Genomic DNA, 17,422 nt, shown 5'->3' on the forward strand with positions numbered 1-17,422 from the left:
AGGCGACTCCTTCCATGCGCCGCCTACCGGGTTAGCTGTCGGGTTCGGGCGTCTGGTTTTGGAAGGCTTGCCCTACGGCGCGCTCCCGCGAGGGAGTGGGCCGATTCACCCCGGGATCGGTGGGTCCCCGGCTCCGGCGGCGCACGGGCGCACCGGACTCGGCGGAGGCCGCGCGGCCCGGCGACGTTCGCCGGTGGGGGTCGTACGGCCTGCCCGGCACGGTAGCCAACTCGTGTGGCCCGTGTGAAGGTTGATGGGTGATATGCCCGATACATTTTCGTGACCTTGGCATGCACGGGCTCAGAGCGACGCAGGCCGTGGCCCAGGGACTACGCAGAGTAGTTCTCGGGACCGGGACCCGTTGTCAGTGGGGACCCCTAGACTCGTAGAGCGATGAGCAGCCTCTTTGACGACAGCTTCCTGGCGGACCTCCAGGCCCCTCGCGGGCACGACGAGGGGCCCCCGCCGCCGCCCGAGGACGATCACGCTCCGGAGCAGCTTCCGGACGATCTGTTCGGCGGGAAGTTCGACGTGCCCCCGGACCGGGACGCCTACTACCGCGACGGCGCCCCGCGCCCGGCCCTGGACGCCGCAGCGCTGCTGGAGGGGCTGAACGAGAACCAGCGCGCCGCCGTCGTCCACTCCGGCACGCCCCTGCTCATCGTGGCCGGCGCCGGCTCCGGCAAGACCCGGGTGCTCACCCACCGCATCGCCCACCTGCTCGCCGAGCGGAACGTGCACCCCGGGCAGATCCTCGCGATCACCTTCACCAACAAGGCCGCGGGCGAGATGAAGGAGCGCGTCGAGCAGCTCGTCGGCCCCCGCGCGAACGGGATGTGGGTCATGACCTTCCACAGCGCGTGCGTACGCATCCTGCGCCGCGAGTCGAAGAAGCTCGGCTTCACCTCAAGTTTCTCCATCTACGACGCCGCCGACTCCAAGCGCCTGATGGCCCTGGTCTGCCGCGACCTCGACCTCGACCCCAAGCGCTTCCCGCCCAAGTCCTTCAGCGCCAAGATCAGCAACCTGAAGAACGAGCTGATCGACGAGGAGGACTTCGCCGCCCAGGCATCCGACGGCTTCGAGAAGACCCTCGCCCAGGCCTACGCCCTCTACCAGTCCCGGCTGCGCGAGGCGAACGCCCTCGACTTCGACGACCTGATCATGACGACGGTCAACCTGCTGCGCGCCTTCCCGGACGTCGCCGAGCACTACCGCCGCCGCTTCCGGCACGTCCTGGTCGACGAGTACCAGGACACCAACCACGCCCAGTACGCCCTGGTCCGCGAGCTGGTGGGGACGAGCGAGCATCCGGTCGACGTGCCGCCCGGCGAGTACGACGTGCCGCCCGCCGAGCTGTGCGTCGTCGGTGACGCCGACCAGTCGATCTACGCCTTCCGCGGCGCGACCATCCGCAACATCCTCCAGTTCGAGGAGGACTACCCGGACGCGACGACGATCCTGCTGGAGCAGAACTACCGCTCCACGCAGACGATCCTCTCCGCCGCCAACGCGGTCATCGAGCGCAACGAGTCCCGCCGGCCCAAGAACCTGTGGACCAACGCCGGCGCGGGCGCGCGCATCACCGGCTACGTCGCCGACACCGAACACGACGAGGCGCAGTTCGTCGCCGACGAGATAGACCGCCTCACGGACGCGGGCGACGCCAAGGCCGGCGACGTCGCCGTCTTCTACCGCACCAACGCCCAGTCCCGTGTCTTCGAAGAGGTCTTCATCCGCGTCGGCCTGCCCTACAAGGTCGTCGGCGGCGTCCGCTTCTACGAGCGCAAGGAGGTCCGGGACGTCCTCGCCTACCTGCGGGTTCTCGCCAACCCGGAGGACTCCGTCCCGCTGCGCCGCATCATCAACGTCCCCAAGCGCGGCATCGGCGAGCGCGCCGAGGCGATGATCGACGCCCTCGCCCAGCGCGAGAAGATCAGCTTCCCGCAGGCGCTCAAGCGGGTCGACGAGGCGTACGGCATGGCCGCGCGCTCCACGAACGCCGTCAAGCGGTTCAACACGCTGATGGAGGAGCTCCGCACGATCGTCGAGTCGGGCGCGGGCCCCGCCACCGTCCTGGAGGCCGTTCTGGAACGCACCGGCTACCTCGCCGAGCTCCAGGCCTCCACCGACCCGCAGGACGAGACCCGCATCGAGAACCTCCAGGAACTCGCCGCCGTGGCGCTGGAGTTCGAGCAGGAGTCGGAAGAGGGCGCCTCCGGCGGACTCGCCGCCTTCCTGGAGCGGGTCGCCCTCGTCGCCGACTCCGACCAGATCCCCGACGAGGACGAGGAAGGCTCCGGCGTCATCACCCTGATGACCCTGCACACCGCCAAGGGCCTGGAGTTCCCCGTCGTCTTCCTCACCGGCATGGAGGACGGCGTCTTCCCGCACATGCGCGCCCTCGGCCAGACCAAGGAGCTGGAGGAGGAGCGCCGCCTCGCCTACGTCGGCATCACACGCGCGCGTGAGCGGCTCTACCTCACCCGCGCCGCGATGCGCAGCGCCTGGGGGCAGCCGTCGTACAACCCGCCCTCCCGCTTCCTGGAGGAGATCCCTCCGCATCACGTGGACTGGAAGCGCACGGGTGCCACCGCGCCCATGTCCTCAGGCCCGGCCGCCGGGATCGCCGCGTCGCTGTCCTCCTCCCGTTCGCGTTCCTCGGCGTCGGGTGCGTCCGGCTTCGCCACGCGCCGCGGGGCGGCGGAGAAGCCGGTCGTCGGCCTCGCCGTCGGCGACCGCGTCACCCACGACCAGTTCGGGCTCGGCACGGTCATGGCCGTCAAGGGCACCGGCGCCAACGCCGAGGCGACGATCGACTTCGGCGACGCCAAGCCCAAGCGGCTGCTCCTGCGGTACGCGCCGGTGGAGAAGCTCTGAGCCCAGGGCATGAGTGAGCCCCGCTGTCCGGGACAGCGGGGCTCACCGAAACGCTCAAGGGCTACGACCAGGGGTTACGACGGCTCCAGGCCGTGGCTGCGCAGCCAGGACAGCGGGTCGATCGACGAACCGCCGCCCGGCCGCACCTCGAAGTGCAGGTGCGGGCCGGTGGAGTTGCCGGAGTTGCCGGAGTAGGCGATCTGGTCGCCCGCCTTCACCGTCGAACCGGACGGGACCTGATAGCTGGAGAGGTGGCAGTACCACGTCTCCGTGCCGTCCATCGCCGTCACGATCAGCATGTTGCCGTACGCGCTGTTCCACTGCGTCCGTACGGTGCCGTCGGTCGCGGCCATCACCGGAGTGCCGTACGAGACGGGGAAGTCGATGCCGGTGTGGAGCGACATCCAGTTGACGCCGGACTGGCCGTAGTAGGCGCTCAGCCCGTGCTGGGCGACCGGCAGCGCGAACTTGGGGCGCATCCGCTCCTTGCGTGCCGCTTCCTCAGCCGCCCGCTTCCGCTCCAGCTCCTGCTGCGCCTTGAGGTCGATGCGCTCCTGGGTACGGCTGGCACGGTCGGCGAAGTCGTCGGCCTCGGCGGTGAGGCTCGCCAGCTGGGTGTCGAGCTTGTTGTTGGCGGCGGACGGTTTCACCGGCGCCGCGTCCGGGGCGGCCTGCGCGGTGGTGTCCGTGCCGTCGCCGGTCAGCGTGCCCACCGAGGCCGCGGCGATCCCGGCGACCCCCATCACACACGCCGAGGGCACCGCCACGGTCAGCAGCGCGGAACGCTTGGCGGGCGTACGGCGCCGGGAGCGCGACCCGCTGCGCGTGGCGGCGCGCGAGGCGGGCGCGGCCGTCTCCTCCTGGTCGTCCAGAAGGCTCAGGGCGGGCAACTCGCCGGTGGCGCTGAGGCCGTCCTCGTCCTGCGCGACCGCATGGTCGTAGGCGGCGGAGTCCTCGTACGTGTGCTCTTCCTGGGCGACCTCGTCGTACTCGCCGGCGACCGAGGCGGTGGAGGCGGCGGCGTGGTGGGTGCCGTCGGTGTTCCACTGCGTGGCGTCGTAGGCGCCGGTGTCGAAGCCCTGGGTGCCCCAGTCCCACTGCTGGGTCTGGGCGGCGGCGCTTCCGGACTGGTCGGGCTGGACCCAGGCGCTCGCGTCCCACTGGCCGCTGACGTCGGCGGGGGTGGCCTGCGGGGGGACCAGCGGCAGGTGCTGGTCGGTGGCCCAGGCCGTGGCGTCGTAGGCGCCGGTGTCATAGGCAGCGTGGTGCTGGGCCGCGTACGCGTCGTAGTTCACGGTCTGGTGGTCACCGGTGGACCACTGGCCGCTGTCATAGCTGCCGGCGCCGGCACCGGTGGCCGTGGCCGTGTCATGGCCACTGTCGGGGAACGCGCCGAAGAGCGGATCCGTGGCGTACGTCCCGGTGGTGTGGCCGTCGGCCGCAAAACCAGTCGCGTCGTAACCGCCGTATGTGGTGAAGTCGCCGTACACGGCTTCCTGGGTGCCGTACGACGCATAGGGCGCCGGGGAGGCGTCGGAAGCCGAAGCCGGGGTGGTCATGGTCCCCGACGGGTGACGGTCGTTCACCAACTTCTCTTTCGCCTCGACAACAGGGGCTGCCAGAGCAGTGCGGCGACTGTACCCGGCGGTACGCGGGCACGACAATCTTCCGCAGGTTTCACCTAAGCAGGAAACGGGCATTCGGCCGTGTTTCGGGGGACTGCGGGCACGATGTTGGCTTTGTGTTCGAGGATTGTTCGATCATCAGGGGCTCTTGGGTGGCGCCCGGCCATGCTTTGAAGGGGGCTTCGGGGCACGCCGAGTCGCCTCTGGGGTGGCGAGGCGCGGATGTGTTGCTGCCGGTGCGGGCATCGTTCTGCCGGTGTCCGGGGCCCGGCTGTCACGCCACGGTGAGGCCGTCAGCGGGGGTGGCCGCCCCGGCCGCGGGGCCGGTGCTGTCCAGGGCCTGTCGTATCCCGGTCGCGACGGCGGGGTGCACGGGCAGGGCGAGATGGCCGATTCCGCTCACCCGTACGTTCCGCGCCTGGAGGTCGGGGTGGTCGATCCGGGCGGTCTCCAGCGGGTCCATCAGATGGTCGAGGTCGCTCCAGAAGCTGACGAACCGCGTGTGGCAGTCGGGCGCCGGCCGGGACAGCTCCTCGATCACAGGGGAGCCCGGACGCATCTGGCGCACGATCGGGTGCGCGTCCGCCAGCGGCACGACCCGGGTGCCGGAGTGCGGGGTGCCGAGCGTGACCAGCGTCTGTACGCGCAGATCACCGCCCAGCCGCTGCACGTAATAGCGGGCGATCAGTCCGCCGAGGCTGTGCCCGACCACATCCACCTGCCGGCTGCCGGTGCGCTCGCAGATCTCCTCGATGTGCCGGCCGAGGAGTTCCGCGGCGGTGCGGATGTCGCACGTGAGCGGTGAGTAGTTGAGCGACTCGATCCGGTGCCTGCCGTGCTGGGCCAGGGCCCGGCGCAGCACCAGGAACACCGAGCGGTTGTCCATGAAGCCGTGGAGGAGGACCACGGGCGGGCGGTCCTGAGCCGGCAGCCGTGCCGTGTTCGCCGGGCTCACCGTCTGTGTCGGGTTCGCCGTGGGGGGTGGGTTCGCCTTGGTCGTCGAGCTTGGCGTGCTCGCGGTGGTTGTCGAGCTCGTCGAGTCTGTCGAGGTGTCGGGGGAAGGGGGCGGGTGCGGGGCGGGCCGGCGCTCCTGGCTGATGCCGGAGGGGTAGAGGACCAGGTGTCCGGCGAGGATCACGACCTCCAGCGCGGTCGCCTTCAGCAGCGCCACGGACAGGCCGGTCAGTCTGCCGGGGAGCAAGCGGCGGCACACCGTGTGAAGAGGCAACAGGTCCCAGGTGACCTTCACGGCCGACCTCCCATCGGCGCACGGAGGACCGCTCTGTCCCCCGTATGCCCTCATGGAAAGCCGCGACGGGTACGGCCGGTCCGGTCCGGCGAGGCCACGCCCGAGGTGAGAGTGGGTGGCGCGGAAGGCGCCGGTGAGGTGATGAGGTCCGTGGCCGGTCACTGCGGCCCCGATGCGGCTCTCCTTGCGCGTGTTCCGCCTCGGTGCGGGGAGCCCCGGCCGCGGGATGCCGCGGCGCGAGGGCCGCGAAGACTCGGAACGGTGCGCGGCGAACGTGTCCCACGTGTGATTTCCCCCTCCCTCTCCTCCGTGAAACTGCCGGGTGCGAGATGCTGGGCGATAACGTTCGTTCACTTCCCCGGTCTGTGTGGTCCGGGGCGTCCGTGCCGTGACGGTGCCGCCCCCTACCGGGGGCGGGGCGAGGGTGGCACCCACCCGACGTGCATGTGGCCTGCGTCACATGTACGGGGTGTCTGATGTGTGCGGTACTTGTCGGTACGGATGGATGAAGTCGCTTCATGGAGGCAGTGATGGGTGTGGCAGCCGGTCCGATCCGCGTGGTGGTGGCCAAGCCGGGGCTCGACGGCCACGATCGCGGGGCCAAGGTGATCGCGCGTGCGCTGCGCGACGCCGGTATGGAGGTCATCTACACCGGCCTTCACCAGACCCCTGAGCAGATCGTCGACACCGCGATCCAGGAGGACGCCGACGCGATCGGCCTGTCCATCCTCTCGGGCGCCCACAACACGCTCTTCGCCGCCGTGATCGACCTGCTCCGGCAGCGCGACGCCGAGGACATCCTCGTCTTCGGCGGCGGCATCATCCCCGAGGCGGACATCGCGCCGCTGAAGGAGAAGGGTGTCGCGGAGATCTTCACCCCGGGTGCGACGACCGCGTCGATCGTGGACTGGGTCCGCGCGAACGTGCGGCAGCCGGCCGAGGCGTAGGCCTCCGGCGGGGAGCGGGCCCTCCGGCTCGGCGGGATGTGCCTGTCCGTCTGCCTGCCGGGCCGGCGGGGCTCGGTTTCGTTCGGCCTGAGGGGCGTGGGCTCCTCGGGTCTGCGGTCTGCGGTCTGCGGGTCTGCGAGTCTGGGGTCTGCGGGTCTGGGCGTCTCCGGCCCCCAGGGGTGTTGGCTTCTTGGGGTCGAGGGGTGCACTTTCTCCTTGGCCGAGGGCGTTGGCTTCGTAGGCCGAGGGCGTGGACTCCCTGGTCTGAGGGCGCGCGCCCTTTGGCGTATCACTGGCTCGGCCGGTTCGGTGGCCCGGCCGGCCCGGCGGCTCGGCGGCTCGGCAGCTGAGGCGGAGCACGGGCGGGGCTCACCCCTTCTGCGCCGGCCCCTCATCCGCTCTCACTCCCAGTTCCTCCGCCATCACCGCACGCAGACGCAGCGTGGAGACCAGGCGCTGGAATGCCTCCGCCCAGTAGCCGCCGGCGCCCGGTGAGGCATCCTCCGGTTCCTCCGGTATCGCGAGCAGCCCGTCGAGGCGGCGAGCCTCCGCCGGGTCCAGGCAGCGCTCGGCGAGGCCCATGACGCCGCTGAAGCTCCATGGATAACTCCCCGCGTCGCGTGCGATGTTGAGCGCGTCCACCACGGCCTGCCCCAAGGGTGGCGCCCACGGCACCGCGCACACGCCGAGCAGCTGAAACGCTTCGGACAGCCCGTGCGTCGCGATGAACCCGGCCACCCAGTCGGCCCGCTCCCCGGCGTCCAGCGTGCCCAGCAGCTTGGCGCGCTCGGCCAATGACACCGCGCCCGGCCCACCCGCCTCCGGAGCCGACGGTGGCCCGAGGAGCGCCCGCGACCAGGCCGGGTCCCGCTGCCGCACCGCCGCCCGGCACCAGGCCGCGTGGAGCTCACCTTGCCAGCCGTCCGCGACGGGCAACGCCACGATCTCCTGGGGCGTGCGCCTGCCGAGCCGAGCCGGCCAGGTGCCGAGTGGTGCCGCCTCCACCAACTGGCCAAGCCACCAGGAGCGTTCGCCCCGCCCTGCCGGTGCGTTGGGCGCGACGCCGTCCCGCTCCATGCCCGCGTCGCACTCATGAGGTGCCTCGACGCTGATCGTCGGTGACTCCAGCGTGTGGTCCAGGGCCACGCAAGCCGAGGCCCGCATCGCCATCCGCGCGGCCAGTGCCGACTCCGGCAGCGCCGACAGCAGTTCCGCCGCCGTGGCTCGTACGTTGCGGCTGCGGTCGTCCAACGCCTGCTCCAGGAACGGCTCGTCCCTCGGGCTCAGCCCCACGCGCAGCGAGTCCAGGAACATCAGCCGGTCCTCGGCCCGCTCCACCGCCCAGGTCGACACGAGCAGCGCGCGCGCGGCGGCCGGCTCCCGGGACCGTATCGCCGCGAGCAGCGCGACTCGCTCGGCGAACAGCCCCTCCTCCCACAGCCGTCGGACGCCCTCGATGTCGTCGAGGCGCGGCAGCGCGGCCCCGCCCCCGGGCGTGGCACGCAGAGCGAACCGCCAGTCCGGGTTGAGCCGGGCCAGCCACAGGGCACGCGGTCCCGCGAATGTCAGGGTCGCGGGCCGCAGATCCGTACGACCCCGTGCCGCGTCCAGCAGTGCGGGCAGCAGCTCCGGTGGTGGCGCGTACCCGCGGGCGTTCGCGGTGGCCAGCCACTGCGGGAGCAGCTCCATCAGGTCGGGCGCGGACCCTCGGCGGCCTCCTCCCGCCGCCCCGGGGCGGTCGGCCAGCAGTGCCGCAAGGCGTCTTGCCGCGGCTGCGGGCAACACCGGCCGCGGATCCGTCGGCGCCGCCTCCAGTCGCTGCCCAACCGGCGCGGCCCGCAGCCCGGCCCGCCGTCGTACGGTCTCCTGCGCGGCGGCGTCCAGGAGGGCCACGGGCGCGGGAACCTGCCGGCGCGGCCCGGGGCTGACGGGTGGTGTGCGCCGGGTGGTGTCGGGGGCGACAGGTGGTATGCGCTGGGCGGCGTCGAGGGTGACGGGTGGTGTGCGCCGGGTGGTGTCGAGGGCGACGGGTGGTGTGCGGCGGTCCGTGCCCAGCAGGGCAGCGGTGACGAGTTCCTCCCAGACGCCCTGCTCGGGCGCTTCCGTGGAGGCGGACTGCCTGGTCATCGGCTGCTTCCTTTCGGGGCGTGGAGTTCGGGTCGCTTTCGGGGCCGGGGATCGGGTGGGGGTACGTCCGTAGGGCGGGTCAGTACAGCCGTATGGGTTCGCCCGCGCCCTGGGGCCAGGCGGTGAGCGGTGTGAAGCCCCGGTGGCCGCACTCGCCGAAGACCTTGACCGGCGCACCGCCCGACAGCGACACCAGCCGCCACAGGCCGGGCCGGGCCCGGGCGGCCGGGGTGAGCGGCAGCGCAGCGTCCTCGGTGGCGTCGGCCAGATGCCAGGAGTCGCCGTCCGGCGTGGGCACGACCCCGTCGAGCGTGACGGGGACGGACTCCAGCCACGGATCGTCCCGCAGGGCTTCGCCGTACCGGGCGACGGCACGCGTCACCGGCACACCCGGAGGCCGTATCGCCGCGGGCCCCGGCGGCGCGAACCGCTCCCCGAGCGCGCCGCGCAATCCGGCCGGATAGGCGGAGACCTCCGCGTCCAGCACCAGGCCCACCGGCAGCGCGAGCTCTGGAGCCCGGCCGGCGGCGCCGTAGGAGAGCAGCAGGCTCGTGCGGCCGGAGTCGGTTCCGTACAGCCATATCCGGCGTGTCGTCAGTTTGGGTTCGGACGTGTCGTACTGGGCGAGGATCAGCCAGCGGTCCCGCATCGGTGGTCCCTCAGGGGCGCCGGGCAGCCCGACCCGGGTGCGGACGGTGGCCGCCAGGCCCGGCGGCAGCCGCTCGCGGTGCAGCCAGCCCTGGACGAGCAGGTGCAGCAGGGCGCACTCCTCCAGCAGACGTACGGGCCAGCCCGGGCCGGAGGACACCGTCGCACCCAGCTCCCTGACCCTCGCGGCGAGACCCGGCGCCTGCGCGTCGACCATGCGGGCGGCGGTCTCCTCCCACAGCCCGTACCCCGCCTGTTCCACCGCGGCCAGGCCGCCGCGCAGCAGGTCCGCCAGGCGCTGCTCCAACTCCGTGGCCCCTGCCGTGATGCGCTCGGCCCGCCGCTCCGCCCTGCGCCGCGCCGCCGCCTCCGCCTCGGAGGCCCCTCCGCCCGAACTGCCTTGATCAGAGCTCGACTTCCCCTCGCTCGGCTTCTCCCTTCTCTCCTTTATCCACCGCTCAGCCCACTCCGGTGCCCGCTCCCGCGACACCACGTGCCCGCCGGCCCCGTCCGCCCACAGCAACAGCAGCCCGAGCGCGTGTTTGCAGGGGAACTTCCGGCTCGGGCAACTGCATGTGTACGCCGGGCAAGAGGCGTCCCCCAGATCGACGGCCGTGCGGTATGGCCGACTGCCGCTGCCCTTGCACAGGCCCCACACCGTCCCCTCGTCGAACCCCGCCTCGGACCACGGACCGGCCGCACCGAGTCTGCTGCCCGCGTCGCGTGACGCGGCATCAGGCGCCAGTGCCAGCACCTGGTCAGCCGTCCAGCGCACCCCCTGCTGTGTCATGCCATCGAAGGTAGATCCCCCCACTGACAATCGGCCCGGCGCCGGCGTTTGCGCAGGTCGCAACGCGTTGTCAGTGGTGTGGTGCACGGTGGATGTCAGATCCGAACCGGCCGAGCTGGAGGGGGCACTCAGCCATGTCCGTGTCCATCGAAACGAAGCCCGACGATCCGACGACCCCCCGACCGACCGACGACTCGACGCCCACCGAACCGATCGCGGGACCGGCCACCGAACCGATCGCGGGACCGGCGCCCGAACCAATCGCGGGACCTGCCATCGCGTCGACCGTGGAACCGGGCGCCGAGTCGGCGACCGCCAAGCCGACCGACACCGGCCGGACGACCGACTCGGAGGCACTGCGGCCGCACGCCGAGCACGCCTTCGCCGATGAACTCGCCGCGCTGGCGGCGCACGACGACCGGCCGCGCCCGGCCCGCTGGAAGCTGTCGCCATGGGCGGTGTCCCTGTATCTGCTCGGCGGCACCCTGCCCGACGGCACCGTGATCACACCGAAGTACGTGGGGCCGCGCCGCATAGTCGAGGTCGCCGTCACCACGCTCGCCACCGACCGGGCACTGCTGCTCCTCGGAGTCCCCGGCACCGCGAAGACCTGGGTGTCCGAGCACCTGGCCGCGGCGGTCAGCGGTGACTCGACCCTGCTCGTGCAGGGCACGGCGGGCACCCCGGAGGAAGCCATCCGCTACGGGTGGAACTACGCCCAGCTGCTCGCCCACGGACCCAGCCGCGACGCCCTCGTGCCCAGCCCCGTCATGCGGGCGATGGCACAGGGCATGACGGCCCGGGTCGAGGAACTGACCCGTATCCCGGCCGATGTGCAGGACTCGCTGATCACGATCCTGTCGGAGAAGACACTGCCGATACCCGAGCTGGGCGGGGAGGTGCAGGCGGTCCGCGGGTTCAACCTGATCGCCACCGCCAACGACCGTGACCGCGGGGTCAACGAACTGTCCAGCGCGCTGCGCCGCCGCTTCAACACCGTGGTGCTGCCGCTGCCCGAGAGCGTGGAGGCCGAGGTCGACATCGTCTCCCGCCGTGTCGACCAGATCGGCCGCTCGCTCGACCTGCCGGCCGTCCCCGACGGGATCGATGAGATCCGCCGCGTGGTGACCGTCTTCCGTGAGCTACGCGACGGAGTCACATCCGACGGCCGTACGAAGGTGAAGTCGCCCAGCGGCACCCTCTCGACGGCTGAGGCGATCTCCGTCGTCACCAGCGGCCTGGCGCTGGCCGCCCACTTCGGCGACGGCGTGCTGCGGCCGGGCGATGTCGCCGCCGGCATCCTCGGCGCCGTCGTCCGCGACCCGGCGGCCGACCGGGTCGTCTGGCAGGAGTACCTGGAGACGGTGGTGCGCGAACGGGACGGCTGGACGGACTTCTACCGCGCCTGCCGGGAGGTGACGGCGTGAACAACACCTCCATCTGGGGCCACGCGAGCAAGGGCCGCACGCCTGCGGCGACACCCACGCACATGCACTCCGACGACGACACGGCCTGGCCGCGGTGACCGAAGCCGCCGGATGTCACTCACTGTGATTGGCGCGGAGCGCGGGGCAACGAAATGCGGGGGTGCGGGCCTCTTTATGAGTGAAGCCGCGAACGCCGGGAGCGGGACGGTGTGAGACCCGCGGTGACGGGCGGGTCGAGAACGGCGGCAGCCGCACATGAAGCGAAGGGGGTGTGAAATGAGAGGAGTTGAGGACGGCATGAGTGGGCACATCCGGGCTGGGGCTGGGGCTGGGGCTGGGGCTGGGGCAAGTGCCGGTTCTGGTTCTGGCGGCACTGCCGCTGCCACTGCCGGTACTGGTGCCATCGCCGCGGCCGGGCCCGTGCTGCTCGGGGTGCGGCACCACGGACCGGGGTCCGCCCGGGCCGTGCGGGCGGCGCTCGACGAGGTGCGGCCCCGAGTCGTGCTGATCGAGGGTCCGCCCGAGGCCGACGTGCTCGTGCCACTGGCCGCCGACCCGGACATGCGGCCACCGGTGGCACTCCTCGCCCATGCCGTGGACGAACCCGGCCGTTCGGCCTTCTGGCCGCTCGCCGACTTCTCCCCGGAGTGGATCGCCCTGCGCTGGGCCTTGGAGCACCAGGTCCCCGCCCGTTTCATCGACCTGCCCGCCACCCACACGCTGGCCTGGAGGAAGGAGGAGGACGCAACCGACGCCGACAGCCCGAAGACCGCCGGGGATGCGGCGGACTCGGAGGATTCGCGGGTCGCGGAGGACTCGAAGGACTCGGAGGACTCGGGGGGCGCAGAGGGTGCGGACGGGCGGGACGTCCGGCTCGACCCGCTCGCAGTGCTCGCCGAGATCGCCGGATACGACGACCCCGAGCGCTGGTGGGAGGACGTCGTCGAACACCGGGGCACGGCCGGGACGGACCCGCTCGCTCCGTTCGCCGCGGTGGAGGAGGCCATGGGCGCACTGCGGGAGGCCTGCGGGACCGGCGGCCACGACCGGGACCCGGTGCGGGAGGCGTACATGCGGCTCCAACTGCGCTCCGCGCAAAAAGAGTTCGGGGACGGTGTGGCCGTGGTGTGCGGGGCGTGGCATGTTCCCGCGCTGCGGTTGCGGACCACCGTCGCGGCCGACCGAGCACTGCTCAAAGGACTGCCCAAGGTGAAGGCCGAGCTGACCTGGGTACCGTGGACGTACCGCAGGCTGGCGCGGGCCGGAGGGTACGGGGCGGGGATCGACTCGCCGGGCTGGTACGGGCATCTGTTCGCCGCGCAGGACCGGCCCGTGGAGCGGTGGATGACCAAGGTGGCGGGGCTGTTGCGGGCCGAGGACCGCACTGTCTCCCCGGCGCATGTCATCGAGGCCGTGCGGCTGGCCGAGACGCTCGCCGCGCTGCGCGGCCGGCCCCTGCCGGGGCTGAGCGAGACCACCGACGCGGTACGGGCGGTGATGTGCGAGGGCTCCGACGTGCCGCTGGCGCTGGTGCAGGACCGGCTGGTGGTGGGGGACGTGCTGGGGCACGTCCCCGCCTCGGCGCCCGCGGTGCCCCTGCAGCGGGACCTCGACCGGCTGCAGCGCCGGCTGCGGCTCAGGCCGGAGGCGGCGGAGCGCGAGCTGGAGCTCGACGTGCGCAAGGAGACCGACGCCGAGCGCAGCAGACTGCTGCACCGGCTGCGGCTGCTGGGCGTGCCCTGGGGTGAACCGGCCGTCTCGCGGGGCAGCACCGGGACGTTCCGGGAGACCTGGCGGCTGCGCTGGGAGCCGGAGCTGTCGCTGCGAGTCGCCGAAGCGGGGGTGTGGGGGACGACCGTGCTGTCCGCGGCGAACGCGAAGGCCGAGGCCGACGCCGTCGCCGCGCGGACCCTCGCCGAGGTGACCGCTCTGGCCGAGCGATGTCTGGCGGCGGGCCTGTCCGACGTGCTGCCGGCGGTGATGCGAGTGCTCGCCGACCGTGCCGCGCTGGACACGGACGTCGGCCACCTCGCCCAGGCCCTGCCCGCCCTGGTGCGCTCACTGCGCTACGGAGACGTGCGCGGCACGGACACCGGCGCGCTCGCGAAGGTCGCCGTCGGGCTGGCCGAGCGGGTCTTCGTGGGGCTGCCTCCGGCCTGCACCGCGCTGGACGCGGACGCGGCCGAGGAGATGCGGCGTCATCTGGACGCCGTGCACGGGGCGGTGGGGTTGCTGACCGACGAGGAGATACCCGGCCCCGGGGATCGCGTCGGGCTGCGCGCTCGCTGGCAGGGGGTGCTGGGGGTCCTGTCGGAGAGGGAGACCGTGCCGGGGGTCATCCGGGGCCGAGCGGTGCGGCTGCTGCTGGACGGCGGACGGCTGGCGCAGGACGAGGCTGCGCGACTGATGGGGCTGGAGCTGTCCCCGGGCACGCCACCGGCTGGCGCGGCCGCCTGGATCGAGGGCTTCGTGGGCGAAGGCTCCGGCGGTGGGCTGCTGCTGGTGCACGACGAGCGGCTCCTCGGCCTGGTCGACGACTGGCTGACCGGGGTGCCGGCGGAGGCCTTCACCGACGTTCTGCCCCTCCTGCGACGCACCTTCTCGGCGTACGAGCCCGGGGTACGCCGGACGCTGGGCGAGCTGGTGCGGCGCGGCCCGGCCGAGCGGGGGAGAGCCTCGGTCGCCGGAGCCGGGACACCGGGGTTCGCGGCCGAACCGGACAGGGAACGGGCCGATGCCGTGCTGCCGGTGGTAGGGCTGCTGCTCGGGTGGGAGACGGAGGCGCCGAGTCCTGACCTCAAAGAACGGGCGGAGGAGGGGGTGCCAGATACGCGCCTCGGAGGGTCTGTGGAGACGGGAGCGCCGGGCGCCGGCCGCGAAGGAGCTGTGGGGGTGAGGAGATGACGGCGGGAGCGCCGGAAGGCGCGGCGGGGGGAGCGCAGTCGGCGGACACGGCGGTGGGCGCGCAGGCGGAGGATCCAACGCAAGGCACCCGGGCGAACGGTGCGCGGGTGGCTGGCGCAGCTGAAGGCGGGGATGCGGAGGCTACGGCAGCGGCCGCGCAGGCGGAGGACCCAACACAAGGCACCCAGGCGGAAGGTGCACAGGTGGAGGAGTCAACGCAAGACACCCGGGCGGTGAACACTCAGGCGGCAAACACCCACGTGGCAACCACACAGGCGCAAGCCGAGCAAAGGGACGGCATGGCGGAAGGCGCGGTGCAGGAGCGGTTGCGGCGGTGGCGGCTCGTGCTCGGCGGGGACGGGGCGGACGGCACCGGATGTGCGCTCGCCGGGCGGGACGCGGCGATGGACGGGGCGCTCTCCGCGCTCTACGGAAAGGGGGAGAAGTCACGGACGACGGGGCGGGAGCGTGCGGCGGGGCTCGGGGCGTCGGCGCCGTCGGTGGCGCGCTGGCTCGGGGACGTCCGGACGTACTTCCCTTCCTCGGTCGTGCAGGTCATGCAGCGGGACGCGATCGACCGGCTGGGCCTGGCGACGCTGCTGCTGGAGCCGGAGATGCTGGAGGCGGTCGAACCGGACGTCCATCTGGTCGGCACGCTGCTGTCGCTCGACAAGGCGATGCCGGAGACGACGAGGGAGACCGCACGGGCCGTCGTGCGCAAGGTCGTCGAGGACCTGGAGCGGCGGCTCGCCCCGCGCACCCGGGCCACGCTCACCGGCGCTCTCGACCGCAGTGCGCGGGTGCAGCGGCCGCGCCACGGCGACATCGACTGGAACCGCACGATCGCCGCCAACCTCAAGCACTACCTGCCCGAGCAGGGCACGATCGTGCCCGAGCGGCTCGTCGGCTACGGGCGGGCGTCGCGGTCCGTGCGGAAGGAGGTCGTGCTCTGCATCGACCAGTCGGGGTCGATGGCGGCGTCGGTGGTGTACGCGTCGGTTTTCGGGGCGGTGCTGGCGTCCATGCGGTCGATCAGCACCCGGCTGGTCGTCTTCGACACGGCGGTCGCCGACCTCACCGACCGGCTCCACGACCCCGTCGACGTCCTCTTCGGCACCCAGCTCGGCGGCGGCACGGACATCAACCGGGCGCTCGCGTACTGCCAGTCGCGGATCACCCGGCCCGCCGAGACGGTGGTCGTGCTGATCAGCGACCTGTACGAGGGAGGCATACGGGAGGAGATGCTGCGGCGGGTCGCGGCGATGAAGGCGGCGGGGGTGCAGTTCGTGACGCTACTGGCGTTGTCGGACGAAGGGGCTCCGGCCTACGACCGGGAGCACGCGGCGGCGTTGGCGGCGCTGGGCGCACCGGCCTTCGCCTGTACGCCCGATCTGTTTCCGGAGGTGATGGCGGCGGCCATCGAGAAGCGCCCGCTTCCGATACCGGACACCTCATGACGGAGTGGAAAAAGGATATGACTACCTATCGGTAACAGGGGGCTTGCGCAACCTCAGGAGTCCCGTGCAAGGATCGAGGACCGTGCCGGTGCGTCGAGCTCCGCTTGGCAGTACCGCTCGCACGCACTCCTCACATCGAACACGCGATAGCGCTCCGACTCTCCGCGATTCGTTCCGCCGTAACGGAGGACCCCCCGTTGATCAGCTCGGCCATGTTGCCCGGGGCCGCTGTGCGCGTGATGCGCGCTGCGGTGGGGCGGCATGCGCTGCGAGTGGTGCTGCTGGTGGGTGGACTGTTCGTGGCCGGGTTGCTGTGGGCTGGGGAGGCCCGCGCGGCGGAGCCGGTGGGGGCAACTGACTCGGGGACGGTGGCCGAGGCGTCGGCGCTGTCCTCCACCTCCGACTCGCTCGACTCGCTCGACTCGGTCGAGTCCCCCGAGCTGTCCGAGCTGCCCGAGGCGCCCAAGGGGTCTGCGCTGCCCGACCAGCTCGGACAGCCGGACCAGCCTCGGCAGCCACAGCGGCTGGACCAGCTCTCGCAGCTCGAGCAGTTCCCGCAGTCCGAGGGGCTCCCCCGGCTGCCGGCTCTCCCCGGCCTGTCCGGCCTCTCCGACCTGTCCGGCCTCTCCCTGCCGCCCAGTGCGCAGCCCGAGCCCGGTCTTCCCGGCCTGGGTGAGCTGCCCGGGCTGCCGGCTTCTCCCGCGGTGCCCGGTGCCGATGGGCTGAACGTGGGGCTGAGGCCCGGCGACCCGCGGGGCTTCGCCGTCGAGGTGGCCGATGGGCCGGTCGAAGGCTCGGCTGCTTCGCGCCCTGACAGGCCGGTCGAAGGCTCGGCTGCCTCGCGCCACGGGGTAAGGCACCGTGCCTCGCGGCAGGGGCCGTCGGCCGACGCCCTCCGCCTCTTCCAGTGTCCCGGCACCTCGACCGCCGGCTCCGCCACCGCCGGCACCGCGGCGCGCCCCGCCCTCAGCGCGCGGGCCCCGCTCGGGCCGGTGCCTGTGGAAGGTGTGCCGGTGAACGGTCCGGCGGGGGACGCCGGCTCGTCGCGGCACGGGGACGCGGGGGCCGTGACTCCGGATCACAGTGCGGCGCTGCGGCTGGTGCCCGGCGCTGCCGTGCGGGCCGAGGTGCCCGGGACCCGGGATCGGCACCGGGACATCCCTGTCTTTCCCGGCTAGGGCAGGCCGTACCGCCCCGTTGACCTGCCGCGCGGGGGCGGATCAGGTCTGCCCGCCCGTTCCGGATGCCGCACCAGGTGGTGCCTCCGGACGGGAAGCCGGCGCGCCGTAGGACATCACCGTTCGCTGGTCCCCTTTCCCGGACCGCGCCCGGAACCGACGCCGCCATGTCCCCAAGTCCCCTGGTGCG

10 protein-coding genes and 1 riboswitch are annotated in these 17,422 nt (G+C 72.4%); of the genes, 6 read left to right on the forward strand and 4 right to left on the reverse strand.

Going from position 1 to position 17,422, the window contains the following annotated elements:
* Positions 1-5 precede the first annotated feature (5 nt).
* Positions 6-174: riboswitch (cyclic di-AMP (ydaO/yuaA leader) on the reverse strand.
* A gap of 219 nt (positions 175-393) precedes the next feature.
* Positions 394-2,880 (forward strand): DNA helicase PcrA, encoded by a 2,487-nt coding sequence (gene pcrA, locus ACIGXJ_RS26435; protein ID WP_399649998.1) that lies wholly within the window; start codon positions 394-396, stop codon positions 2,878-2,880.
* 74 nt (positions 2,881-2,954) lie between these two features.
* Here the strand turns inward: pcrA and ACIGXJ_RS26440 are convergent, their stop codons facing one another.
* A complete protein-coding gene (locus tag ACIGXJ_RS26440; RefSeq protein ID WP_399650002.1) occupies positions 2,955-4,580 on the reverse strand; it encodes a peptidoglycan DD-metalloendopeptidase family protein in 1,626 nt (541 codons plus the stop codon).
* A gap of 199 nt (positions 4,581-4,779) precedes the next feature.
* Positions 4,780-5,754 (reverse strand): esterase/lipase family protein, encoded by a 975-nt coding sequence (locus ACIGXJ_RS26445; RefSeq protein WP_399650004.1) that lies wholly within the window; start codon positions 5,752-5,754, stop codon positions 4,780-4,782.
* Positions 5,755-6,284: 530 nt separating this feature from the next.
* On the opposite strand from ACIGXJ_RS26445, the gene ACIGXJ_RS26450 reads away from it, so the two are divergent.
* Positions 6,285-6,701 carry a cobalamin B12-binding domain-containing protein gene (locus tag ACIGXJ_RS26450; protein ID WP_399650006.1) on the forward strand — a complete coding sequence of 139 codons (417 nt, stop codon included), beginning with the start codon at positions 6,285-6,287 and terminating at the stop codon, positions 6,699-6,701.
* A 369-nt stretch (positions 6,702-7,070) separates the two neighbouring features.
* Here the strand turns inward: ACIGXJ_RS26450 and ACIGXJ_RS26455 are convergent, their stop codons facing one another.
* Complete coding sequence (locus tag ACIGXJ_RS26455; RefSeq protein ID WP_399650009.1) at positions 7,071-8,828, reverse strand: DUF5691 domain-containing protein; 1,758 nt, start codon at positions 8,826-8,828, stop codon at positions 7,071-7,073.
* Between the two features lie 79 nt (positions 8,829-8,907).
* Entirely contained in the window at positions 8,908-10,266 is a 1,359-nt protein-coding gene (locus ACIGXJ_RS26460; protein ID WP_399650012.1) for an SWIM zinc finger domain-containing protein, read from the reverse strand.
* A 134-nt stretch (positions 10,267-10,400) separates the two neighbouring features.
* On the opposite strand from ACIGXJ_RS26460, the gene ACIGXJ_RS26465 reads away from it, so the two are divergent.
* From ACIGXJ_RS26465 to ACIGXJ_RS26480, 4 genes are all read left to right on the forward strand, one after another.
* Complete coding sequence (locus ACIGXJ_RS26465; RefSeq protein WP_399650015.1) at positions 10,401-11,693, forward strand: AAA family ATPase; 1,293 nt, start codon at positions 10,401-10,403, stop codon at positions 11,691-11,693.
* 297 nt (positions 11,694-11,990) lie between these two features.
* On the forward strand, positions 11,991-14,597 hold the full coding sequence (locus ACIGXJ_RS26470; RefSeq protein ID WP_399650018.1) for a DUF5682 family protein: 2,607 nt from the start codon (positions 11,991-11,993) through the stop codon (positions 14,595-14,597).
* 299 nt (positions 14,598-14,896) lie between these two features.
* Complete coding sequence (locus ACIGXJ_RS26475) at positions 14,897-16,054, forward strand: VWA domain-containing protein (protein ID WP_399650021.1); 1,158 nt, start codon at positions 14,897-14,899, stop codon at positions 16,052-16,054.
* 239 nt (positions 16,055-16,293) lie between these two features.
* Entirely contained in the window at positions 16,294-17,232 is a 939-nt protein-coding gene (locus tag ACIGXJ_RS26480; protein ID WP_399650025.1) for a hypothetical protein, read from the forward strand.
* The last annotated feature ends 190 nt before the right edge of the window (positions 17,233-17,422 follow it).

The organism is Streptomyces sp. NPDC053367, from assembly GCF_044545925.1.
GTDB lineage: Bacteria > Actinomycetota > Actinomycetes > Streptomycetales > Streptomycetaceae > Streptomyces.